This window comes from Pantoea sp. SGAir0418 (genome assembly GCF_043529865.1).
Genome location: NZ_CP027911.1, coordinates 3636487 through 3660204, shown reverse-complemented (window position 1 = coordinate 3660204; position 23718 = coordinate 3636487). Strand labels below are relative to the sequence as shown.

At 55.8% G+C, this 23718-nt stretch carries 24 protein-coding genes; 15 read left to right on the top strand and 9 right to left on the bottom strand.

Translation table 11 applies throughout. The features are described from left to right. Window positions 1-83 precede the first annotated feature (83 nt). Window positions 84-1079, top strand: a complete 996-nt coding sequence (gene dusA, locus C1N84_RS17100; RefSeq protein ID WP_132465722.1) for a tRNA dihydrouridine(20/20a) synthase DusA — start codon at window positions 84-86, stop codon at window positions 1077-1079. 209 nt (window positions 1080-1288) lie between these two features. After that, window positions 1289-1555 carry an envelope stress response protein PspG gene (pspG, locus tag C1N84_RS17095; RefSeq protein WP_058770016.1) on the top strand — a complete coding sequence of 89 codons (267 nt, stop codon included), beginning with the start codon at window positions 1289-1291 and terminating at the stop codon, window positions 1553-1555. A gap of 191 nt (window positions 1556-1746) precedes the next feature. Here pspG and C1N84_RS17090 read toward each other — a convergent pair whose 3' ends face one another. After that, window positions 1747-2730: a quinone oxidoreductase gene (locus C1N84_RS17090; protein ID WP_058774935.1), complete on the bottom strand. Its 984-nt coding sequence runs from the start codon at window positions 2728-2730 to the stop codon at window positions 1747-1749. Window positions 2731-2803: 73 nt separating this feature from the next. Between C1N84_RS17090 and dnaB the strand changes: the two genes are divergently transcribed. The 7 genes from dnaB (at window position 2804) to C1N84_RS17055 (ending at window position 9599) form a co-directional block, all read left to right on the top strand. Further along, the gene (gene dnaB / locus C1N84_RS17085) at window positions 2804-4210 is read left to right on the top strand and encodes a replicative DNA helicase (protein ID WP_021507851.1); all 1407 of its coding nucleotides are present in this window, start codon (window positions 2804-2806) and stop codon (window positions 4208-4210) included. A 128-nt stretch (window positions 4211-4338) separates the two neighbouring features. Further along, the gene (locus C1N84_RS17080) at window positions 4339-4830 is read left to right on the top strand and encodes an Lrp/AsnC family transcriptional regulator (protein WP_058757562.1); all 492 of its coding nucleotides are present in this window, start codon (window positions 4339-4341) and stop codon (window positions 4828-4830) included. A gap of 228 nt (window positions 4831-5058) precedes the next feature. Further along, complete coding sequence (locus C1N84_RS17075) at window positions 5059-5673, top strand: YitT family protein (protein ID WP_141496162.1); 615 nt, start codon at window positions 5059-5061, stop codon at window positions 5671-5673. Between the two features lie 45 nt (window positions 5674-5718). Further along, window positions 5719-6912, top strand: a complete 1194-nt coding sequence (locus tag C1N84_RS17070) for an amino acid aminotransferase (RefSeq protein WP_031279758.1) — start codon at window positions 5719-5721, stop codon at window positions 6910-6912. A gap of 315 nt (window positions 6913-7227) precedes the next feature. Further along, window positions 7228-8715, top strand: coding sequence for a catalase (locus C1N84_RS17065; RefSeq protein WP_394541851.1), 1488 nt, complete (start codon window positions 7228-7230; stop codon window positions 8713-8715). A gap of 106 nt (window positions 8716-8821) precedes the next feature. After that, entirely contained in the window at window positions 8822-9238 is a 417-nt protein-coding gene (locus tag C1N84_RS17060; protein ID WP_264441738.1) for a secondary thiamine-phosphate synthase enzyme YjbQ, read from the top strand. 4 nt (window positions 9239-9242) lie between these two features. Further along, window positions 9243-9599 carry an MmcQ/YjbR family DNA-binding protein gene (locus C1N84_RS17055; protein ID WP_021507845.1) on the top strand — a complete coding sequence of 119 codons (357 nt, stop codon included), beginning with the start codon at window positions 9243-9245 and terminating at the stop codon, window positions 9597-9599. Here the strand turns inward: C1N84_RS17055 and C1N84_RS17050 are convergent, their stop codons facing one another. Then, on the bottom strand, window positions 9600-10664 hold the full coding sequence (locus C1N84_RS17050) for an NAD(P)-dependent alcohol dehydrogenase (RefSeq protein ID WP_058780888.1): 1065 nt from the start codon (window positions 10662-10664) through the stop codon (window positions 9600-9602). A 275-nt stretch (window positions 10665-10939) separates the two neighbouring features. Continuing rightward, on the bottom strand, window positions 10940-13768 hold the full coding sequence (gene uvrA, locus C1N84_RS17045; protein ID WP_021507843.1) for an excinuclease ABC subunit UvrA: 2829 nt from the start codon (window positions 13766-13768) through the stop codon (window positions 10940-10942). Between the two features lie 221 nt (window positions 13769-13989). Between uvrA and ssb1 the strand changes: the two genes are divergently transcribed. Continuing rightward, window positions 13990-14532 carry a single-stranded DNA-binding protein SSB1 gene (gene ssb1 / locus C1N84_RS17040; RefSeq protein ID WP_021507842.1) on the top strand — a complete coding sequence of 181 codons (543 nt, stop codon included), beginning with the start codon at window positions 13990-13992 and terminating at the stop codon, window positions 14530-14532. A gap of 51 nt (window positions 14533-14583) precedes the next feature. Here ssb1 and C1N84_RS17035 read toward each other — a convergent pair whose 3' ends face one another. From C1N84_RS17035 to C1N84_RS17025, 3 genes are all read right to left on the bottom strand, one after another. Further along, window positions 14584-15048 (bottom strand): RES family NAD+ phosphorylase, encoded by a 465-nt coding sequence (locus C1N84_RS17035; RefSeq protein WP_058774932.1) that lies wholly within the window; start codon window positions 15046-15048, stop codon window positions 14584-14586. Beyond that, window positions 15045-15488, bottom strand: a complete 444-nt coding sequence (locus C1N84_RS17030) for a type II RES/Xre toxin-antitoxin system antitoxin (RefSeq protein ID WP_058757556.1) — start codon at window positions 15486-15488, stop codon at window positions 15045-15047. The genes C1N84_RS17035 and C1N84_RS17030 overlap by 4 nt, the downstream gene beginning before the upstream one ends. Window positions 15489-15561: 73 nt before the next feature. Then, window positions 15562-16089: an isochorismatase family protein gene (locus tag C1N84_RS17025; protein WP_264441737.1), complete on the bottom strand. Its 528-nt coding sequence runs from the start codon at window positions 16087-16089 to the stop codon at window positions 15562-15564. A gap of 126 nt (window positions 16090-16215) precedes the next feature. Here C1N84_RS17025 and C1N84_RS17020 point away from each other — a divergent pair, with 126 nt between their 5' ends. Both C1N84_RS17020 and C1N84_RS17015 read left to right on the top strand, forming a co-directional pair. Beyond that, on the top strand, window positions 16216-17046 hold the full coding sequence (locus tag C1N84_RS17020; protein WP_058757554.1) for an AraC family transcriptional regulator: 831 nt from the start codon (window positions 16216-16218) through the stop codon (window positions 17044-17046). A 72-nt stretch (window positions 17047-17118) separates the two neighbouring features. Beyond that, window positions 17119-18072: a DMT family transporter gene (locus tag C1N84_RS17015; protein ID WP_104093916.1), complete on the top strand. Its 954-nt coding sequence runs from the start codon at window positions 17119-17121 to the stop codon at window positions 18070-18072. Between the two features lie 909 nt (window positions 18073-18981). Here the strand turns inward: C1N84_RS17015 and C1N84_RS17010 are convergent. After that, window positions 18982-19377 carry a transposase gene (locus tag C1N84_RS17010; RefSeq protein WP_031279757.1) on the bottom strand — a complete coding sequence of 132 codons (396 nt, stop codon included), beginning with the start codon at window positions 19375-19377 and terminating at the stop codon, window positions 18982-18984. 527 nt (window positions 19378-19904) lie between these two features. On the opposite strand from C1N84_RS17010, the gene C1N84_RS17005 reads away from it, so the two are divergent. Then, window positions 19905-21161, top strand: a complete 1257-nt coding sequence (locus C1N84_RS17005; RefSeq protein WP_021507835.1) for an oligosaccharide flippase family protein — start codon at window positions 19905-19907, stop codon at window positions 21159-21161. An 8-nt stretch (window positions 21162-21169) separates the two neighbouring features. Continuing rightward, window positions 21170-22120: an ATP-grasp fold amidoligase family protein gene (locus C1N84_RS17000; protein ID WP_031279756.1), complete on the top strand. Its 951-nt coding sequence runs from the start codon at window positions 21170-21172 to the stop codon at window positions 22118-22120. A 54-nt stretch (window positions 22121-22174) separates the two neighbouring features. Here C1N84_RS17000 and C1N84_RS16995 read toward each other — a convergent pair whose 3' ends face one another. After that, window positions 22175-22456 (bottom strand): YjcB family protein, encoded by a 282-nt coding sequence (locus C1N84_RS16995; RefSeq protein WP_010618515.1) that lies wholly within the window; start codon window positions 22454-22456, stop codon window positions 22175-22177. A 244-nt stretch (window positions 22457-22700) separates the two neighbouring features. Further along, the gene (gene soxS, locus C1N84_RS16990) at window positions 22701-23129 is read right to left on the bottom strand and encodes a superoxide response transcriptional regulator SoxS (protein WP_058757551.1); all 429 of its coding nucleotides are present in this window, start codon (window positions 23127-23129) and stop codon (window positions 22701-22703) included. A gap of 99 nt (window positions 23130-23228) precedes the next feature. Between soxS and soxR the strand changes: the two genes are divergently transcribed. Next, entirely contained in the window at window positions 23229-23705 is a 477-nt protein-coding gene (gene soxR / locus C1N84_RS16985) for a redox-sensitive transcriptional activator SoxR (RefSeq protein ID WP_021507832.1), read from the top strand. Window positions 23706-23718: the final 13 nt, after the last annotated feature.

Sequence of the window (23718 nt, the reverse complement as noted above, 5' to 3'; positions counted from 1 at the left end):
ATGACGGGCGGCTGTGTCGCCCGTCACAGCTGTGATATCATTGCGCAGTTTCTCATCACTTAACTGCGGATTTACTGCGTTTCATGACCGATACATTCTCTTCGCAACGTTTCTCCATCGCCCCGATGCTGGACTGGACCGACCGTCACTGTCGCTATTTTCACCGTCAGCTGAGCGGCGACACGCTGCTGTACACCGAAATGGTGACCACCGGTGCCATCATCCACGGCAAAGGCGACTATCTGGCCTATAGCGAGGCGGAGCATCCGCTGGCGCTGCAGCTGGGCGGTAGCGATCCGGCCGCGCTGGCAACCTGTGCAAAGCTGGCAGAAGCGCGTGGATACGATGAGATCAACCTGAACGTCGGTTGTCCTTCCGATCGGGTACAGAACGGCCGTTTTGGCGCGTGCCTGATGGGTGAGGCGGCGCTGGTCGCGGACTGTATCAAAGCGATGCGCGATGTGGTCAGCATTCCGGTCACGGTGAAAACCCGCATCGGTATTGACGACCAGGATAGCTACGCCTTCCTGTGCGATTTTGTCGGCACCGTGGCGCAGCAGGGCGGTTGTGATACGTTCATTATTCATGCGCGTAAAGCGTGGCTGTCGGGTCTCAGCCCGAAAGAGAACCGTGAAATTCCACCGCTCGACTATCCGCGCGTGTATCAGCTGAAGCGGGATTTCCCGGCGCTGACCATAGCCATTAACGGCGGCGTTAAGACGCTCGATGAGGCCAAAGCGCATCTGCAGCACCTGGACGGCGTGATGATGGGGCGCGAGGCCTATCAAAATCCCGGCATTCTGGCGCAGGTTGATCGCCAGCTGTTTGGCCGCGAGACACCGGTGGCCGATCCGGTCGCCGTGGTGCGTTCCATGTACCCTTACATCGAAGCCGAACTGGCACAGGGCACCTATCTGGGACACATTACGCGCCACATGCTGGGCCTGTTCCAGGGCATTCCCGGCGCGCGCCAGTGGCGCCGTCATCTGAGCGAAAATGCCCACAAACCGGGCGCAGACGTCCGCGTGCTGGAAGCGGCGCTGGCGCTGGTGGCTGACCGCATCGTGCAGGAAGCCTGATCCCGCGAGCGGGCCTGGTCAGGCTGGCAGGACGGTTTAAACCGCACGGTTTCGTCGTGCGGTTTTTAATTCACCACCAGTTAGTCAATTTCACCAAATCAACTTCTCCTCTGTCCTGCATCAAAGCGATAATTCAATGGCTTAGCGATTGGCACGACCTGGCACGTATCTTGTAATACCTTCTGCATTACTGATACAGGAGAGCGCTCGTGGAAATATTATTCGTTATCGGCTTTTTTATGATGCTGCTGCTGACTGGCGTATCGCTGCTGGGCGTAATCGCCGCGCTGCTGGTGGCCACCGTGGTGATGTTTCTCGGCGGGCTGTTTGCGCTTGTTATAAAATTGTTGCCGTGGCTGGTGCTGGCGGTGGTCGCCGTGTGGCTGTATCGCGCATTTACCACGCCGCAGGGAGAGGTGAAGCTTAACCGGCTGAAAAGGAAAATCAGCGACTTAGAGAAGAGAAGCTGGCGTTAAATGCGGTTACGATCACAGAGTTGGTGATTGCTTAGTACGAATTCGCAATTAAACATATTTTTTACTTATGTTTTCTGTCAGGATAGGTAAAGAAATTCAGACGAATTCATCGCCGCTGTCCCTACACCAGCGCGAACTATAAAAAAGAAAGAAAAGGGCTTCCTTCGGGAAGCCCTTCATCATTTCTGCTATCAGGGAATTAACAGGCTGGAACCCTGAGTGGCACGACTCTCCAGCACCTGATGCGCACGTACCGCATCGCTCAGGGCAAATTTCTGCTGCTCCGGCACGTTAAGCTGAATAGCGCGGCTGGCGATAAGCGAAAACAGTTCGCCGCTGGCGCGATCGAGCTCTTCACGGTTGGTGATATAGCCAAACAGGGATGGGCGGGTGACAAACAGCGAGCCTTTCTTGTTGAGAATGCCGAGGTCAACGCCGGTCACCGGGCCGGAGGCATTACCAAAGCTCACCATCAGGCCGTGGCGGCGCAGGCTGTCGAGGGAGGGTTCCCAGGTATCTTTGCCCACTGAGTCGTAGACTACCGCCACTTTTTCACCGTTGGTCAGTTCGCTGACGCGCTGGGCGATATCCTCTTCGCGATAATTGATGGTGGCCCAGGCGCCGGCATCTTTGGCGATCTGCGCTTTCTCCGCAGACCCGACGGTGCCAATCAAATGCGCGCCCAGCGCTTTCGCCCACTGGCAGGCAATCAGGCCCACGCCGCCCGCGGCGGCATGAAACAGGAAAATTTCATCGGCTTTTACTTTGTACGTCTGACGCAGCAGATACTGCACCGTCAGGCCCTTGAGGAAAGAGGCCGCAGCCTGCTCAAAGCTGATGCTGTCCGGCAGAATCACCAGCCGATCTTCCGCCACATTGTGCAGCTCGCTGTAGGCACCCAGCGCGGCCTGGCAATACACCACGCGATCGCCCGGCTTGAAACGCGAAACCGCGCTGCCCACTTTTTTCACGATGCCTGCCGCTTCAGTGCCCAGGCCGGACGGCAGCGAGGAGACCGGATACAATCCGCTGCGCACGTAGGTATCGATGTAGTTAATACCAATCGCCTTGTTCTCCACCTGAACTTCATGGTCGGCGGGATCGGCTAGTGTGAAATCGACCCATTGCAATACTTCCGGGCCGCCGTGCTGGTTGAACTGAATTCGCTTTGCCATTCTGACTCCTGTGATTGTTCATCCTGGGACGGTATACTTGCGCGTCCCTTTCACGATCGGTAATGCATTCACTATGGCAGGAAATAAACCCACCAACAAATCGAACGAACCCCGCGATCGGCAGCTCGAAGGCGTGAAAATGCCGCCGCACTCTCTCGAAGCGGAGCAGTCGGTGCTCGGTGGGTTGATGCTGGATAACGAACGCTGGGATAACGTCTCCGAGCGCGTGGTCGCGGAAGATTTCTTCAACCGCTCGCACCGCATGATTTTCTCCGAAATGCAGCGCCTGCTGGAAGCCGGTCAGCCTATCGATCTGATCACCCTGTCAGAGTCGCTGGAAACGCGCGGTGAGCTGGAGATGGCGGGCGGCTTTGCCTATCTGGCCGAGCTGGCAAAAAATACCCCAAGTGCGGCAAATCTCGGTGCTTATGCCGACATCGTGCGTGAACGTGCGGTAGTGCGTGAGATGATTTCGGTGGCCAATCAGATCGCTGACGCCGGTTACGATCCACAGGGCCGCAGCAGCGAAGAGCTGCTGGATTTCGCTGAATCCAACGTCTTTAAAATTGCCGAACAGCGCGCCAATAAGGATGAAGGCCCGCAAAATATCGAGCAGATCCTCGAAGCGACGGTATCGCGCATTGAAGCGCTGGTGTCAACGCCGCACGATGGCGTGACCGGCGTCGATACCGGCTATCAGGATCTCAACAAGAAAACCGCCGGTCTGCAGGGTTCAGATCTGATCATTGTCGCGGCGCGTCCGTCGATGGGTAAAACCACTTTCGCCATGAACCTGTGCGAAAACGCCGCCATGCTGACAGACAAACCGGTGCTGATTTTCAGTCTCGAGATGCCCAGCGAACAGCTGATGATGCGTATGCTGGCCTCGCTGTCGCGCGTTGATCAGACGCGTATCCGTACCGGTCAGCTGGAGGATGAAGACTGGGCGCGCATCTCGGCCACCATGGGCATCCTGTTAGAAAAGAAGAACATGTTCATCGATGACTCGTCCGGCCTGACGCCTACCGAAGTGCGTTCACGCGCGCGCCGCGTGTTCCGTGAAAACGGCGGCCTGAGCATGATCATGATCGACTACCTGCAGCTGATGCGCGTACCGGCGCTCTCTGACAACCGTACGCTGGAGATCGCCGAGATCTCACGCTCGCTTAAAGCGCTGGCGAAAGAGCTCAATGTACCGGTGGTGGCGCTGTCGCAGCTTAACCGCTCGCTGGAGCAGCGCGCCGATAAGCGTCCGGTTAACTCGGATCTGCGTGAATCGGGGTCGATCGAGCAGGATGCGGACCTGATCATGTTCATCTATCGTGACGAGGTGTATCACGAAAACAGCGATCTGAAAGGCATCGCCGAGATCATCATCGGTAAACAGCGTAACGGCCCGATCGGCACAGTACGTCTGACGTTCAACGGCCAGTGGTCACGCTTTGATAACTACGCCGGACCGCAATACGACGACGAATAATCGCGCTTCCGCAGTTGCATGCACGATTTGTGCATGCATTTCACGTCATCAGAAAATAGTGTTGGACAACCTCGTCAATTATCAGGTTATCTGTAGCAAAGCGAATCCTATAACGCTGTGGACACAGAATGACTCAGGTAGACGATTACGACCTTAAGATACTGACACTACTACAATCTAACGGCCGCCTTACCAACCAGGAACTCAGTGATTTAGTCGGACTTTCGGCGTCGCAATGTTCACGCCGGCGCATTAATCTCGAACAGGCAAATCTTATTCTCGGCTATCACGCGCGGCTCTCGCCGGACGCGGTAGGGTTGGGCATGGTCGGCTTGATCGAGGTGCGACTGAAAAATCACACGCCCGATTACGAAGAGAGTTTTCACCGCATGGTGGAGCAGGAAGCGGCGATTGTCGACGCATTCAAAACCACCGGCGACGCCGACTATCTGTTAAAAGTCGCGGTGGCCGATTTAGCGGCGCTGAGCGCGCTGATCAGTCAGCTCGTCGCTGGTCATCAAAGCGTGGCGCACGTGAAAACCTCGGTGGTACTCAACCGTTTAAAAGAGAACGGCTTGATGATGATCCCCGAGCACAAAGTGCGCCAAAAGAGTGCATGATGTGCCAGTGTGGTGCAGATTTCTGCCATTTTTCGCGTAAAACGCGCACCAGAAACCTAATTTGTGCATGAATCGATTATTGTACGGCAGATTGATGCACATAAACCTGCAATAAAGCGCCTTAGTTATCAATTGGATAATCGCTGGCACCCATCGGCGGCGACAGGAAGCCGCCGATGTGGTGCGTTTTTTGCAAATGAACGCCATCATTTGCAAAGAGATCGCGCCATGGATAACGCTGTACAACCTTCCCGCATTCCCCACACCCGTACAGAAGATGCGCTGGCTATCGTGCTTGGCACGCTGATGGTGTCGTTTGGCGTCATTTTGCTGAAACAGGCGGGCGCGCTGACCGGCGGTACGGCGGGCGTGGCTTTTCTCATCAGCTACCTGTCGCCGCTCTCGTTCGGCAGCGCCTTCTTTGTGATTAACCTGCCGTTTTACTGGCTGGCCATTCGTCGCATGGGCTGGGAATTTACCCTGAAAACCTTCTGTGCGGTGGGGCTGGTATCGCTGTTCACCCATTTGCACCCGCTGTTTATCCATTTTTCTGCGCTAAATCCGTTTTATGCGACATTGTTCGGTAACGTGGTGATGGGAATTGGGTTTATAGTGTTGTTTCGTCACAAAGCCAGCCTCGGTGGTATCAATATTCTGGCGCTCTGGCTGCAGGATCGCTCTGGTCTGCGCGCCGGCAAACTGCAAATGGCGCTGGATACCTGTGTGGTACTGGCCTCGCTTTTTGTGGTATCGCTGCCGATGCTGCTGGCCTCCATTGCCGGCGCGGTGATGCTCAATCTCATCATCGCCATGAATCACCGTCCCGGCCGCTATTTTGTTTGATGACGTCGACCCACACATTTATGAATAATCATGGAGATCTGCACCGTGTTTCAAAACGTTGATGCCTATGCTGGCGATCCGATTCTGTCGCTGATGGAAACCTTCAAACAGGACCCGCGTGACCACAAGGTGAATCTGAGCATCGGCCTCTATTACAACGAAGCCGGCATCATTCCTCAGCTGCAGGCGGTGGCCGCCGCGGAAGAGCGTTTGCAGGCGCAGCCACATCAGGCTTCGCTCTATCTGCCAATGGAAGGGCTGGGTCCATATCGTAACGCCATTGCGCCGCTGCTGTTTGGTAAAGAGCACCCGATGCTGCAGGCGGGGCGCATTGCTTCCATCCAGACGCTGGGCGGATCCGGCGCGCTGAAAGTGGGCGCAGATTTCCTGAAGCGTTACTTCCCGGACGCCAGCGTATGGGTCAGCGATCCGACATGGGAAAACCATGTGGCGATCTTTAACGGTGCCGGTTTTAACGTTAACACCTACCCGTGGTACGACGACGCCACCAACGGCGTGAAGTTCGATGCCTTCATCGCCAAACTGAAAACGCTGCCGAAGCAATCCATCGTGTTGCTGCATCCGTGCTGCCACAACCCGACCGGTGCGGATCTGACCAACGCGCAGTGGGATCAAACCGTTGAGGTGCTGAAAGCGCAGGAGCTGATCCCGTTCCTCGATATCGCCTACCAGGGCTTTGGTGCCGGTATGGAAGAGGACGCTTACGCGATTCGCGTGATTGCCGCGGCGGGCCTGCCGGCGCTGGTGAGCAACTCCTTCTCGAAAATCTTCTCGCTGTACGGTGAGCGCGTTGGCGGCCTGTCGATTGTCTGCGACAGCGCAGAAGAGTCGGCACGCGTGCTGGGTCAGCTGAAAGCGACCGTACGTCGCAACTACTCCAGCCCGCCGAACTTCGGTGCTCAGGTGGTTTCCTGCGTGCTGAACGACGAAGCGCTGCTCAACAACTGGCTGGCGGAAGTGGAAGCGATGCGCCTGCGCATCATCGAAATGCGCCAGGTGCTGGTTAATGTGCTGAACAGTAAACTGCCCGGCAAAAACTTTGATTATCTGCTGAAGCAGCGCGGTATGTTCAGCTATACCGGCCTGAGCGCGCAGCAGGTGGACCGCCTGCGCGAAGAGTTCGGCGTGTACCTGATCGCCAGCGGCCGCATGTGTGTCGCCGGTCTCAACAGCCGCAACGTCAATCAGGTAGCTGAGGCGTTTGCTGCCGTAATGTAATTGACGCGATGCCTGTCAGCCGCGCGGCTGGCAGGCATTCGTTCAGCCATCCACGCATTGTCTGTTCCCGCTGTACCTTCTGCCGCACCCCGCTTTTCCACGCTTCTCTTTGCCAACCATGCTGGCTGGCGGCCGCATTCCGCATGGCTATAACACCTTAACCCCGGGTAATCGGGACGGGTCTTGTGTGTTCCTGTTAGTGAGGGCGCTATTTTTGCCGGCGCGCTTTGGCGCACTGCCAGAGCGCTCGCCAATCACAATAAGGAACCGCCCATGAGCTATTTCCCTTCCGCACTGAAACCCCTCTGCATTGCCATGACGCTGGCGCTCGCACTGCCTGCTGCGGCCGTTGAGCTGACGCGTGACAACGGCGCGCCGGTCGGCGATAACCAGAATTCACAAACTGCCGGCGCCAATGGCCCGGTGCTGTTACAGGACGTGCAGCTGATTCAAAAGCTGCAGCGCTTTGATCGTGAACGTATTCCGGAACGTGTGGTGCACGCGCGTGGCACCGGCGCGCACGGTGAATTTCGCGCCAGCAAAGATATCAGCGATCTGACTATCGCTGAGGTGTTTAAACCGGGAACGGTGACGCCGGTCTTTGTGCGCTTCTCCAGCGTGGTGCACAGCAAGCATTCGCCGGAAACGCTGCGCGATCCGCGTGGTTTTGCCACCAAATTCTATACCAGCCAGGGCAACTGGGATCTGGTGGGCAACAACCTGCCGGTGTTCTTCATCCGCGATGCGATCAAGTTCCCTGATATGGTGCACGCGTTTAAACCGGATCCGCGCACTAACCTCGATAACGATGCGCGCACCTTCGATTTCTTCTCCCACGTACCGGAAGCCACACACGCGCTCACCATGCTGTTCTCCAACATGGGCACGCCGGCGACCTATCGCGAAATGGACGGTAACAGCGTGCACGCCTACAAGTTTGTGAACAGCCAGGGCGAAGTGCACTACGTGAAATTTCACTGGAAAACGCTGCAGGGCGAACGCAACCTCGATCCGGCTGAATCGGCAGCGATCCAGGGCCGCAGTTACAGCCACATGACTGAAGATCTGGTGGCGGCGATTAACCGCAAAGCGTTTCCGAAGTGGGATCTCTACATTCAGACCATTAAAGCCAGTGAACTGGATAAGTTCGATTTCAATCCGCTCGACTCCACCAAAATCTGGCCGAACGTGCCTGAGGTGAAAGTCGGGCAGATGGTGCTGAATCGCAACGTCGACAACTTCTTCCAGCAAACCGAGCAGGTGGCGATGGCGCCGTCCAACCTGGTGCCGGGCATTGAGCCGTCGGAGGATCGCCTGCTGCAGGGCCGCCTGTTCTCGTATGCCGATACCCAGCTGTACCGCGTGGGCACGAACGGCCTCAGCCTGCCGGTGAACGCGCCGCGCGTGCCGGTCAGCAACGGCAATCAGGATGGCCTGATGGACAGCGGTAATGCTGATGACAAGGGCGTCAATTATCAGCCCAGCCGCATCTATCCGCGTGAAGAGCTGCAAAGCGCGCGTTACAGCCATACGCCGCTTAGCGGCAGTACGCAGCAGGCGATGATCGCCAAACCGCAGAATTTCCGCCAGGCAGGGGAGCTGTATCGTTCCTTTAACGCGAAAGAGCGGGGCGATCTGATCACCTCGCTCGGTGGCGCGCTGAAAAGCGCCGACGCGCAAAGCCGGCTGGCGATGCTCTCGTTCTTTTATAAGGCCGATAGCGAGTACGGCACGCGTCTGGCGGCGGTAACGCAGGACGATATCACCACGGTAAAAGCGCTGGCTGACAAGCTGAGCGACTGATGTGCCGGCGGCAGAGCAAGCGCTCTGCCGCTTTTTCCCGCTGAAGGGTTTACCTTTCGCCGACATGCTGCACACTTAAGTAAACGGTTTAACCCAGGAATGTGGCATGTGGCAGCAACAAAATCTCACGCTGAGCGCGAAGGCGCGCGGCTTTCATCTGATCACCGACGAGATTGTCGGCCAGCTTAATGGCTTAACGGACCTGCGCATCGGCCAGCTGCATCTGCTGTTGCAGCACACCTCAGCGTCGCTGACGCTCAATGAAAATTGCGATCCTACGGTGCGCAGCGACATGGAGCAGCACTTTCTGCGGCACGTTCCAGAGGATGCGCCCTATCAGCACGACTATGAAGGCGCTGACGACATGCCGGCGCACATCAAATCGTCACTGCTTGGCGTATCGCTGCTGATCCCGGTCAGCCGCGGCAAACTGCTGCTCGGCACCTGGCAGGGGATCTGGCTGGGCGAACATCGGGTACACGGCGGCGCGCGGCGCATCGTCGCCACCTTACAAGGGGAATAAAAGCATGAACACGTCGGATTTACTGACCTACTGCATGAGCAAACCGGGCGCTTCACAAAGTTATAAAGATGAGTGGGACGCAACCCAGGTGAAAAGCGATGGCGTGCTGTTTGCCATGGTGCATGACGTTGAAGGGCGACCGGCGTTGTCGCTGAAAACCTCGCCTGCGCTGGCGGAGTTATTGCGCGATGAACACCATGATGTGTTTCCCAGTGAACATCTCAATAAGTCGCACTGGAGCACGCTGTGGCTGGATGGATCGCTGAAAGATTCGCAGATTTACTATCTGGTTGATGCGTCATGGCAACAGGCTGACGCCACGCGCGCGGCGGGCGTCAGCCATGATGATGAGACGCGCTGATTAAGCCGCAGACTCTTCACGCAGGGTGTTGATATCAATCACGAAGCGATACTTCACGTCGCTTTTCAGCATGCGCTCGTAGGCGTCGTTGATTTGGTTCATGGCGATCAGCTCAATATCCGAAGTGATACCGTGCTTGCCGCAGAAATCCAGCATCTCCTGGGTTTCGGCGATACCGCCAATCAGTGAACCGGCAATGCTGCGACGCTTGAGGATCAGGTTAAACACCTGTGGCGCCGGATGATCGTGCTCCGGCGCGCCGACCAGCGTCATGTTGCCGTCGCGCTTCAGCAGGGCGATAAACGGGTTGAGATCGTGCTGCGCGGCGACGGTATTTAAGATGAAGTCGAAGCTGTTGGTATGTTGTGCCATCTGGTCAGCCTCTTTCGAAATCACCACTTCGTCAGCGCCGAGGCGTTTGCCATCTTCAATTTTTGACGGTGACGTGGTGAACAGCACCACGTGCGCACCCATCGCATGCGCGATCTTCACGCCCATATGGCCGAGACCGCCCAGACCAACGATACCGACTTTTTTACCGGGACCGACATTCCAGTGACGCAGCGGGGAATAGGTGGTGATACCGGCGCACAGCAGCGGCGCAACGCCCGCCAGATCGAGGTTTTCCGGTACGCGCAGCACAAAGCTTTCATCAACCACCATGCTGGTGGAGTAGCCGCCGTAGGTGATGGCGCCGGTTTCACGATCCTGGCCGTTGTAAGTGCCAACAAAGCCGTTTTCACAGTACTGCTCGAGTCCTTCCTGACAGCTTGGGCAGCTGCGGCAGGAGTCGACCATACAGCCGACGCCGACTAAATCGCCCACTTTATATTTGTGCGTGTGCGCGCCAACGGCGGTGACGCGACCCACGATTTCATGGCCTGGCACCACCGGGAATACGGTGTTGCGCCATTCGTTGCGCGCCTGGTGCAGGTCCGAGTGGCAGACGCCACAGTACAACACTTCAATCTGCACATCATGAGCGCGCAGTTCGCGCGGCTTATAATCGAACGGGGCGAGTTTGGCTTTCGCGTCCTGTGCGGCATAGGCATGCGTAATATTCATGGTGTCTCCAGTCAGATGTGTCGTGAGTATTTTTTGCGAGGGGTCCGTTCAGTGATGACACTGAAGGACAGAGGCGCGTCAGCGGCGCCAAAAGGAACGCAGTAAGAATAGTCAGCGGGACGCGATGCGTATATGCCTGAAGTTGTCTGTTTCTTGCCTGTTTCTGCATTTGCTAAGGCATTCAGACAATGGCACCGGCTGGCGAGTAACCGGAGCGGTGAGCCGTGGCGAGATCAGAAAAAACGCGCCGCAACAGCGGGTGCGGCGCGTTAAACCTATTTTTTCAGCATCGGCTTGAGGAAGCGTGCAGTATGCGATTTTTCGCACTGTGCAACGGTTTCCGGCGTACCGGCCACCAGGATTTCACCACCGCCGCTGCCGCCTTCCGGACCGAGATCGACAATCCAGTCAGCGGTTTTGATCACGTCAAGGTTGTGCTCAATCACCACGATGGTATTGCCCTGATCGCGCAGCTGATGCAGCACTTCCAGCAGCTGCTGGATGTCGGCAAAATGCAGGCCGGTGGTCGGTTCATCGAGAATATACAGCGTCTGACCGGTACCGCGCTTCGACAGCTCACGCGCCAGCTTAACGCGCTGCGCTTCACCGCCGGACAACGTGGTTGCCGACTGGCCAAGACGAATATACGACAGGCCGACATCAATCAGCGTCTGCAGCTTACGCGCCAGCGCAGGTACCGCATCAAAGAACTCACGCGCCTCTTCGATGGTCATCTCCAGCACTTCGTGAATGCTCTTGCCTTTGTATTTAATCTCCAGCGTTTCGCGGTTATAGCGTTTGCCTTTGCACTGATCGCACGGCACATAAATGTCCGGCAGGAAGTGCATTTCGACCTTAATTACGCCGTCGCCCTGACAGGCTTCACAGCGGCCGCCGCGCACGTTAAAGCTGAAGCGGCCCGGATTGTAGCCGCGCGAACGCGCTTCCGGCACGCCGGCAAATAGTTCACGCACCGGGGTAAAAATCCCGGTGTAGGTGGCCGGGTTTGAGCGCGGCGTCCGGCCGATCGGGCTCTGATCGATGTCGATCACTTTGTCGAAATGCTCCAGCCCGGCGATCTCGCGATACGGCGCAGCTTCACCGCTGGTGGCACCATTCAGCTGGCGCTGCGCAATCGGGAACAGCGTATCGTTAATCAGCGTCGATTTACCGGAACCGGACACGCCGGTGATACAGGTAAACAGCCCAACCGGAACCGTCAGCGTGACATCCTTGAGGTTATTACCCCGCGCGCCGCTCAGTTTCAGTACTTTGGACGGATCGCCTTTCACCCGCTCTGCCGGCACCGCGATTTCACGCTTGCCGCTGAGGAACTGACCGGTGAGAGAATCTTCGTGCGCCATGATGGCATGCACATCGCCCTCTGCTACCACCTGGCCGCCGTGCACGCCAGCGCCCGGACCGATATCAATAATATGGTCAGCGGCGCGAATCGCGTCTTCATCATGCTCAACCACGATCACGGTATTACCGAGATCGCGCAGGTGAATCAGCGTCGACAGCAGGCGCTCGTTGTCGCGCTGATGCAGACCGATGGACGGTTCATCCAGTACGTACATGACGCCAACCAGACCGGCACCAATCTGGCTCGCCAGACGAATACGCTGTGCTTCACCGCCGGACAGCGTTTCCGCTGAACGCGACATCGACAGATAATTCAGGCCAACGTTGACCAGGAAGCTCAGACGGTCACCAATTTCCTTCAGCACTTTCTCGGCGATTTTGGCGCGCTGGCCGCTCAGCTTGAGATTGCGGAAGAAGTCCATGGCGTGGCCGATGCTCATATCCGAGATGGTCGGCAGGTTGGTGTCTTCCACGAACACATGGCGCGCTTCACGACGCAGGCGCGTCCCTTCACAGCTGGCGCAGGCGCGGTTGCTGATAAACTTCGCCAGCTCTTCGCGCACCGCGTTGGATTCCGTCTCTTTGTAGCGGCGCTCCATGTTATGCAGCACGCCTTCAAACGGATGACGACGCACCGAGGTATCGCCGCGATCGTTGATATATTTGAACTCAATGTTCTCTTTGCCGGAGCCGTACAGAATCACTTCGCGCGCTTTGTCGCTCAGGCTATTGAACGGCGCTTCGACATCGAAATCCAGATGTTCCGCCAGCGAGCGCAGCATCTGGAAGTAGTAGAAGTTACGGCGATCCCAGCCGCGAATGGCGCCACCGGCCAGTGACAGCTCCGGATTTTGAACCACGCGATCGGGATCGAAATATTGCTGAACGCCGAGGCCGTCACAGGTCGGGCAGGCACCGGCCGGGTTATTGAACGAGAACAGGCGCGGCTCCAGCTCACGCATGCTGTAACCGCACACCGGGCAGGCAAAGTTGGCCGAGAACAGCATCTCTTCGGTATCGGGATCGTCCATATCCGCGACGATCGCCGTGCCACCACTCAGTTCCAGCGTCGTTTCAAAGGATTCGGCCAGACGCGTCGCCAGATCGTCACGCACGCGGAAACGATCGATCACCACCTCAATGGTGTGTTTCTTCTGCAGCTCCAGCTTGGGTGGATCCGACAGATCGCACACTTCGCCATCAATACGTGCGCGGATGTAGCCCTGCGCCGCCAGATTTTCCAGCGTTTTGGTGTGCTCGCCTTTGCGATCTTTTACCACCGGCGCCAGCAGCATCAGGCGCCGACCCTCTTCCTGCGCCAGGACCTGATCGACCATCTGGCTGACGGTTTGTGCCGCCAGCGTGACGTTATGATCCGGACAGCGCGGCTCGCCCACGCGGGCAAACAGCAGACGCAGGTAGTCATGAATTTCAGTGATAGTGCCAACGGTCGAGCGCGGGTTGTGCGACGTCGATTTCTGCTCAATGGAAATGGCAGGCGACAGCCCCTCGATGTGGTCTACGTCCGGTTTCTCCATTAAGGAAAGAAACTGGCGCGCATAGGCAGAAAGCGATTCAACATAGCGGCGCTGGCCTTCGGCATACAGCGTATCAAATGCCAGCGAAGACTTACCGGAACCCGACAGACCGGTCACTACAATGAGCTTGTCGCGTGGGATGATCAGGTTGATATTCTTCAAATTATGGGTGCGAGCACCGCGGACTTCAATCTTATCCATTCACCTTTCCCGGATTAGGCAACGCTCGCCATGCCTTGCCAGCACGACCAGCAGAAACGCATCATTATGGCACAAAAAATAAACTGAATAAATATCCAGTGTTTTTGCTATCCTGTCACGGTCGAAAAACTGGAATCCCGCTCGAAAGTGGGAAGCGTCATTGTGACGTGATACAATTTTTCGCTTAGACTTTTAGCATCAACTCATCGGGAGACAGCAACATGGCCAGTCGTGGCGTAAACAAAGTGATTCTTGTCGGGAATCTGGGTCAGGATCCGGAAGTGCGCTACATGCCGAATGGTGGCGCGGTAGCCAACATTACGCTGGCCACGTCAGAGAGCTGGCGCGACAAGCAAACCGGTGAAAACAAAGAGATCACCGAATGGCACCGCGTCGTGCTGTTCGGCAAGCTGGCTGAAGTCGCCGGCGAATATCTGCGTAAAGGTTCGCAGGTCTACATTGAAGGCCAGCTGCGCACCCGTAAATGGCAGGACCAGAGCGGCCAGGACAAATACACCACCGAAGTGGTGGTGAACGTGGGCGGCACCATGCAGATGCTGGGCGGCCGTCAGCAGGGCGGCAACGGCGGTGGCGCACCGATGGGCGGCCAGGGCGGCGGCAACAATAACGGCTGGGGCCAGCCGCAGCAGCCACAGGGTGGGGGCAACCAGTTCAGCGGCGGCGCGCAGCAGCGTCCACAGCAGCAGAGCGCACCGGCGAACAACGAACCACCAATGGATTTCGACGACGATATCCCGTTCTGATTGGCGCACCGATCACCGCGTTATCCAGCCCTCGCTTCTGCGAGGGTTTTTTTATGTCCTGATAAGCCGGCGATCAAACATAAACGGTAACGCTTTCACGCCCGGCAGATAGTCACTAAAGGCAGGATGGAGAGGGTTCAGAATGGCGTTGTTTTCCATCGGGATAATCGTGGAAGGTAGCATCAGCGCGGCGCCTTCAGCGGATTGCAGCCAGCCGGTGCCGAGATCCATTGTCGAGAGTGGCGCTGGATCATGACGCCAGTCCGGCGGCAAAAATGCTTCAGCAAGATAGGCAACTTCTGCATCCGGGATGTCGATACTGAATAAGGTGTACTCATCCAGCACCGACTCTCTTCCGATATGGACCAGCACTTCCAGTGCTGCGAGTGACACCGACGTGGCAACATAAACGGTGGGATAGCCTTTATGATTCCAGCGTCCACCATACTGTTTTGCCCCATAACCGGACCAGGCTTCAGCCGCATACTGGCTCTTCGTCAGCCGATAAAAAATCACGAGAAAACACCGTGCTCCAGACGGCCGATCAAATCGAGAACATCCAGCGCACCGCTCTCCGTCGTCAGTAAGGTGATGGGCGCAACATTGCCTAACCCTTTCACCGGTCGGCTCAGCCACTGGGTGGCCTCTTCTTTATTACCAGCAAAAAGCTGAACGGCGGCATCCATCACGCGGACGAAGCGGGCGACACGTTCACTCTCGTCGGGTGACAGACTTTTACCCGTGCTTTTACGACGGGCAATGTTGCGTTCATTAATCCCTGTGACCTTCATGATTTCGGCGCGCGTCATGGCCGACCAGTGACGGATATCATCAATGACGGCCACCGGCAAACCGGCTTCCAGCATACGCGTTAACTCAATACCACGTGGAGGCAGGCCTGCAACCCGCCACAGCGCGTTGTCATTGGCTCCAGGCTGAGGAATATAAGCTCGCATGTGAAAAACTCCATACAGACAAGTGTCATGCTCTATTATTGACACTTGTCAGATTATTTCAATAGCGCAACCCTTAATGCGCGCGCCACTCCCGCAGTAATTCTTCCGTGGTTTTAACCCGCACCGGATTGCCCGGCATGATCAAATCCGCCCACACTTCGTTGTGCTGATTAATGAGCTGCTGCGCTGACACATAAGTGCGATCGGCGGTGGTGTGGGCGTCGGCCGCCACGGTGATGTGATAGCCAAGGCTGGCCCCGACTTTGATGGTGGTATCGACGCAATAATCGGTGGCGCAGCCGCAAATGACAAAACTTTCAATCTGATGCTGTTCAAGCTGCGCCGCGAGCCCGGTTTGCCAGAAGCTGTCGCAGGCGGTTTTGGTGATGTAAAGCGCGTCGGCGGGTTGTTCCAGTTCGGCGACTATTTGCCAGTCTGCGGAGTCAACGGCTAAATCCGGCCCGCTATGCTGAATAAAAATGACCAGATCGGCGGCGGCCATCAGTTGATTAATGCGCGCGCAGCGTCCGGCGCGGTCGTAACGCGGCGTTGCCAGCACGCCATTTTGCATATCCACTACCATTACCACCCGTTGTGCCATTGTCGCCTCCTTTATAGGTCAGGCCCCAGTGTCGCGCTGAACGGGTAGGCGCGTAAAGCGATTGGGCTTTGCTTTTTTGGTGCGCGCCGCGCATGCTTACTGCCTGATAGCGTATGGAGGTGTGTGGTGACGGTGGTTCCCGAAGTCTTTCCCTGTGAGCAGGATCGTGCGCAGTTTCAGCACTTTGCTGAGCTGCCGGGCATTGAGCTTTATCAGGCGCACATCTCCCGCTACGCTTTTGAGCCCCATACCCACGAAGCCTTCGGGATTGGCACCATTGAATCCGGCGCGCAGCGCTTTCGCTACCGCGGCACCAATTATGTCGCGCCGGTGCATTCGCTGGTGATGATGAATCCCGATGAACTGCACACCGGTGAATCGGCCTGCGCCGAAGGCTGGCGTTATCGCATGATCTATATCGATCCGGCGGAGATGGATCGGCTAACCGGCGATCGCAACTGGTGGTTCAGTGATGCGCTGCGCACCGATGCTCGTCTGGCGCAACCTTTCTCCCACGCGCTGGCACAGATGTGGCAGGCGCAAAGCGCGCTGGAGCGGCAGGGCGCTTTGCTGGATCTGCTGGAGTGGCTGCGTCCGCTGGCGCAGCAGGGCGTCGCGCGGCCGCGCGAAGGCGCCCACCGCTTTGATGTGGTAAAAGCCTGGCTGCGCGATAACCTGGCAGAGCCGGTGCGGCTGGAGGAGCTGGCGGCGCTGGTATCGCTGTCGCCGTGGCATTTTCTGCGCAGTTTCAAACAACACTTTCACGTCACTCCCCATCAAATGCTGATGGCCTTCCGCCTGTTCGAAGCCAAACAGCGGCTGGCGCAGGGCGAGAGCGCCGCCAGTGTGGCGGCGGCGGTTGGCCTCACCGACCAGGCGCATCTGACGCGGGCGTTTGCCCATCGCTACGGCATCACGCCGGGACGCTATCAAAAGCAGGTGTTCAGCGGACGTTAACCGCAATCTGCTACAAGCCTTTCACCTTTTCCTGCGCCACACTGTGGCGGATTAAAGATAAAGGAAAGGTGTATGTTTGCAGGAATAGTGTTTGCCCTCGCGGCGGGGCTGATGTGGGGCATGATTTTTGTCGGGCCGCTGCTGATACCCGATTATCCGGGCACGTTGCAATCGGCGGGTCGCTATGTTGCCTTTGGTCTGGTGGTGCTGCCGCTGGCGTGGCTCAGCCGGCGCCGGCTAAAACAGCTGACGCGCCCGGACTGGACGGAGGCGGTGAAGCTGTCGCTGGTGGGCAATCTGCTCTATTACGCCTGCCTCGCCAGTGCGATTCAGCGCACCGGCGCACCGGTATCAACCATGATCATCGGCACGCTGCCGGTGGTGATCACCGTCACCGCTAACCTCTGTTACGGCCATCTCGAAGGGCGCCTGCCATGGCGCCGGCTGATGCCCGCGCTGGTCATCATTGCTGCCGGGCTGGGCTGCGTTAACGCGGCGGAACTGCACGGGCAGGGGCCGGCATTTGATCTCTGGGGCTACCTGAGTGGCCTGCTGCTGGCGGTGCTGGCAGTGGTGTGCTGGACCTGGTATCCGCTGCGCAATGCGCGCTGGCTGCGCGAACACCCTCAGCATAAACCGTCGAGCTGGGCCACCGCGCAGGGGCTGGTGACATTGCCGCTGGCGCTGGTGTTTTATGGGCTGGTGAGCCTGCAGATTCACTGGCAGCAGCCCGATTTCGCTTTGCCGTTCGGCCCGCAGCCGGCGCGTTTTATCTGGCTGATGCTGGCGATTGGTTTGTTCTGCTCATGGCTGGCGGCGCTGTGCTGGAATGCCGCCAGTCAGCGTTTGCCAACGGTGGTGATGGGGCCGCTCATCGTATTCGAAACGCTCTCTGGCCTGCTGTGGACCTTTATTTACCGCCAGAGCTGGCCACCGTTGCTCACCAGCATCGGTATCGGCTGTCTGATTGTTGGCGTGATCTATGCCATGCGCATTAAACCGCAGCGCTTGACCGCACTTCCTTAACCCTGCCTCGCTGCTGAGTGATCCACTAAGCAGCGCTTTCCCCTGATATTTTAGGAATTTGACCAGCCGATAATCCCGCCTCAGTGACCTGATACTGGCCGCCACGCGCACGCTATATAACCGACGAGCGCTACAGCCGCCCGGTTTTCATTCTCTTCCGCTATAAAACTTCCTGCCGTCAGCACGGTAAAAGGTCGACTCTGGGTGCCTTTTAGCGTTCCGGAGGGATAAAAAAAGCGCATATCGGGCAACAATTCGCCGGTTTAGCGCGTAAAAAACTCTCCGCCAATCGGATTTTTACCCGGCTGTGGCACTGAAATACCAGCGTGAGAAGCCACCTTAGCCTTAAGCGTTACCGGCATTGTTAAGAATGATTCCCAACAGCTGCCAGAAAAAAAGATTAAAGATGACGATGGATTTAAGCGCAGTATTTACCGTGGATAACCGTTTTTCGGCTTTATAGTTTAAACATCATAACGTTTTTGAACCGGAGTATTCCTGGTGTGGTTTAAGAGTTAACCGACTAGCGCTGATCGTCAAAGCGATCATAAACGCAGCGGCCAGATCCAGTTTAAAACTGAGCCAATGTGTGAGCGGTTACACCGTGTTGTTCATTAACGCTTAACAGAATTGTCTGTGATCAGGTCTGATTATTAGTAATCGTGAAGTAATAGACTAAGCACCAATCTCACCAAAATGAGATTGGGCTAAGTCTAAATGGCTTGAAACGCGAGGCTTTTGCTGGTGTGAATCAATTTTACCGCAAAAAAGGAAGTGATTCCGTGATGGCATTCATCAGGAAAAAGTGGTTCGAATTGTTATGTAGCGAATGCCGAATTTAATGATCTTCATCTCTTCTGGTAAGAACAAATCTCAGCATTAAGTCATATAACATCGGCCTCAATGGTATTAGCGATTATCGGAACCGGAAGGGTAATGATAAACGCTACGGCTAATATCCAGTAAACGACAGCTGCGACGGGTACCGATGTCGAAAGTGGTTTGCAGGAAGTTGACCGCCTGACGCTTTTCATTCGTAGTGAAGAAGTTTTTCAGCACGCTTTGCAGCATCTCCTTGTCGGAGCTCAGGGTCTGCAGCTCGCGCGTAAGGTTCTGCAGTTTATCCTCCAACTCCTTGATTTTGCGACCCTCCTCTGAAGAAAGCCCGGAGAACTTCTTCTTCCAGCTATAGAAGGTGGCCTCGGAAATGCCCAGCTCCTCACAAATCTCCCTGACTTTCACTCCCGTTTCAGAAGCTTTAATGGCATTTGTGATTTGCTCTTCGCTATATCGTGACTTTCTCATAAATGCTCTTACCTTTCTTATCAATTAGTGGATGAGAATTACTGTATTAATATCTGGTACTGCAAAAACGGTATTAATGCAGTATTAAAGTGCGCGATTAGAATTGCGAGGGTTAAATTAAGTTATTTAGAATAAATATCATCATGGGATAAATCTTATTTTATTCTGAATGCCATTGAACGCCTTCCTGGTGCTGGGTTTTTGATATAGATTCATTCCATCCCAAATGCAGAAAAATACGACAATCATTGGAAATTCGGCATAGCCTGCTTGCAAAAAACTCAGGATATGCCTGTGAACTTTTGTCCTGAATTCGGGTTGAAATCGTTTACATCCATCGGGCTTCGCACCAGGTTTAATCGGAATTTTCCTGAATTTAATCGCTAAACTCTGACGCGAGTCTCATTTTTCGGACCAGCCTGGTTTGAAGTTATTAAATTGTGTCAGGCCCACTGAGCGCTTGTTAATTCATTTCAAGGACGTTGTACCGAAAAGCAGTTGCTGTACGTAATACTAAGGACCAGTCAATGAAATTGAGCGTAATGTCTAATGCCGCCTGGATGATGTCTGAGAAGATCGTCTCGGTATTCGGCGTCATATTTGTGACCTCCTACGTGGCAAAATCCTTTGGCCCAACGGTGTTTGGTCAAATGGCGTTTTCGACCTCGCTGTTCTCCATGGTGCAAACCGTGGCGATTTTTGGTACCGAAACCATCCTGTTCAAGCGCATCAGCAAAAGTGCGCCGAAAGGCCTGCGGCTGATGACCGTGGCGCGGACCATGCGCCTGGTGCTGCTGTTGCTGACATCAATCCCGGTGTTGATTTGGGTCTGGTACAACATGCAGGAAAACTTCCTTGCGTTTGCACTGGCCTCGTTTATCTCGTCGGTGTTTGTCACCCAGGACACCTTCAGCGTTTATAACAATGCGCGGCTGGCGTCGCGGCTCAATACCATTGCTAACTCGGCCGGCTTGCTGCTGGGCTTTGCCATGAGCTTCACCATCGCCTGGCTGCATCTCAATCCACTGTGGCTCACCGCCTCGATTGTGGCCGTCACACTGGTGCCGTACGCCATCAAGCGCGTCAATTTCTATCGCGAACATCAGGATCTGGCACCGCCGCAGGACAAGCGCACCACCTACCTGCGCTACCTGATGTATGCCGGCCTGCCGCTGGCCATCTCCAGCATCTTTATCTCGGTGCAGGTGAAAGCCGCACAGATGTTCCTCGCGGGCATCGCCTCAGCGCGCGACCTTGGCCTGTTCGCCGCCGCGAATACCATTTCGGCTTCCTGGATTTTTATCCCGGTTGCCATCATCACTTCCTGCTTCTCGGAGATTTTCCGCGAGCGTGGAGCAGCCGCGATCAAGCTCACCGCGCGGCTGAACGGCTATGTCATGGGAGTTTCATTGCTGTTATTAGCGGTGATCGCCTTGTACGGCGAAAAAATCATCATCGCTTTATATGGTCACGAGTACACACAGTCCGGAAGTCTCATTACGTTACTGTCGTTAGCAACCTGCTTTTCGGCAATGGGGACCGTCGCTTATCGCTACATGGTGAAAGAGGGCGGGTTTAACTATCTGTTGAAGAAGATCATTTGTCTGATGGTCATCAGCCTGCCGCTGTCGTGGTGGCTGATCCAGGGCTACGGCATCATGGGTGCCGCCTGGAGCGTCTTCATCACGGAGTTACTGTCCCTGACCGTAATGAATTACTTCTTCAAAAACGGCGTCATCCAAAAAATTCAGGTTTCCTCACTCAACTACAAAACCTACAAATGAGGTCAGATATGATCAGGTTGAAAGACGAACTCAGAAGAAGCGTACAGTATTTCATCAAAAAGATGCCCTGGGCTTACCAGGATCGCATCTACTACTTTCACAAATTCCGTAAGCTGCCGAACCTGCGTCAGCCGAAGGTGTTCAATGAGAAAGTGCTGTATCGCAAATTCGTCTACGGCGACTACCAGTGTTATGGCCGCCTGTCGGACAAGTTTTCGGTGCGTGAGTACATTGCCGAAAAGGTGGGCAGTGAGTATCTGATTCCGCTGGTTTATGAGACCAGCGATCCGCACTCACTGCATACGCTGCCGAGCTGGAAGAACACGGTTATTAAGCCGAATCACGGCTCCAACATGGTCGAGATCCTGCTGGAAGAACCGGATGCGCTGAAAAAACAGCAGATTATCAGCGACTGCCAGCGCTGGCTGAAGACCGACTTCGCCAACGAGGCGCGCGAGATTCACTATCGCTATATTAAGCCGCGCATTCTGGTAGAGAAGTACATCGGCGATGGCAAAACCGCGCCGATCGATTACAAGTTTCACATGTTCAACAAGCGCGACGGCAATTTTGAATATGTGCTGCAGGTGATCTACAACCGCTGTAATCCGCTGCTGTCGATGAACTTTTACGTCAACAATCTTAACGAGGCGTATCACAAAATTCGTGATACCGGGCTGGATGTGTCACCGCTGCTGCCACAGCTGCAGCACGCGCTGGCGCTGAGTAAAACGCTGGCCAGCGACTTCGATTATGTGCGCGTGGACTGGTATATCGATGGCGAACAGATCTACTTCGGTGAGCTGACGTTCACGCCAGGCGCCGGGCTGGTCACCGGGTTGGATCGGGGACTTAATCAGATGATGGGTGATATGTGGATTCAGGATCGTCGCGATACGCAGAGATCGGACGTCACGGTGCCGGAAGTGCCACTTCCAGCCGTATTGAAGAAAATTTGAAATCACACAGCAAAATAAAAAACCCCGCTTAGCGGGGTTTTTTATGCGCCGCGTTTACGGCATTGGCCAGTCGGCTGGTGTCTGGCTCATCACCTGAATAAACGCTTCTTTGGTGATGGACATAAAGTTATGCACGTTTTCCATGCTCAGCGTAATGCCGAGCAGACCGGTAACAAACCAGCATGACATCGCTACGCCCACGCCGCCGCACATCAGCGCCATCACGTGGTGGCTGTTCTGACGCAATTTAATTTTCATGGTGCTGGCGAAGAACATCATTACCGCGCTGAGCAGTTCCCAACGCATGACGATCAGACTGGTAGTTAACGTAGCCATCGGCGAAAAACCTCTTGAGATCAGTAATATCCCTGACATTCATCGGACATCACTGGCGGCAGAAAAGGGAGGTCAGGGAAGCCCTTCTGTCGTCTTCATACAGCTTGAATCTGTGACTTGGGTCACATTATATCACTGGATTTGAAAATTTGAACAAAATTTAGACCTGGTATGGCAGGCAAAGAAAGGGCTGGAGGAAGGTGAAGAGGAGGGGAAAGGCGCGCCCGCGTGGGGCGCACTGACTTCAGCGTACCGGGCAGCACTCGCCGGTGGTGCGCTGGGCAAAGCTGTTCATGCCTTCGCTGCAGTCAAAGTTGACCAGACGCGGACGCTGCACCATCGCCTGGCGACGCATGCTGTGACGATAAGCGGTAGGGGTTTGCGAGAACTGACGGCGGAACACGCGCGAAAACGTCTGCTGCGAGTCGTAGCCGTACTGCATCGCAATGTCGAATACCGGACGCTGCGTCTGACGCAAGGCTTCGGCGGCCAGCGTGAGACGGCGTTCACGAATATAACCACCCAGCGTTTGTTTCGTAACCGTACGGAACATACGCTGCAGGTGCCATTTCGAGTAACCCGATTTTGCCGCCACTTCATCAATCGACAATGTTTTATCCAGATTCTGATCGATCCAGTTAGTCAGTGAATGGATGATTTCCTGTTGCATCATAGCCTGTTCCTTCTGCAAGGTTATCGCCTGGTTTGAAATTCGCTGTTTTGCTGGGGTGCGAGTATAATTCCTCAAGTTAACTTGAGGTAAAGGCCCTAAATGAAAAAAGAACGCAATTACCCGAAACCGGTGCTGACGCCGGGCGAAGTGGCGAAACGCAGCGGCGTGGCGGTATCGGCACTGCACTTTTATGAAAGCAAAGGCTTGATCAGCAGCACGCGCAATGGCGGTAATCAGCGCCGCTACAGCCGTGATGTGCTGCGCCGCGTGGCGATCATCAAAATTGCGCAGCGCATCGGGATTCCGCTGGCGACGGTCAGCGACAGCCTGATGCACGTGCCGGCGAATAAGCGCATGTCGACGCAGGAGTGGGACGCGCTGACGCAGCACTGGCGCGAAGAGCTGGATAAACGCATCGAAACCCTGACGCGTCTGCGCAACGATCTTGACGGCTGCATTGGTTGCGGCTGCCTGTCGATGCGCGACTGCCCGCTGCGCAATCCGGGTGACCGTCTGGGACAGCAGGGCTCCGGAGCGGTCCTGCTCGATCCGCAACAGGACGAGCCGCAGCGTTAATCCGCTATACTAG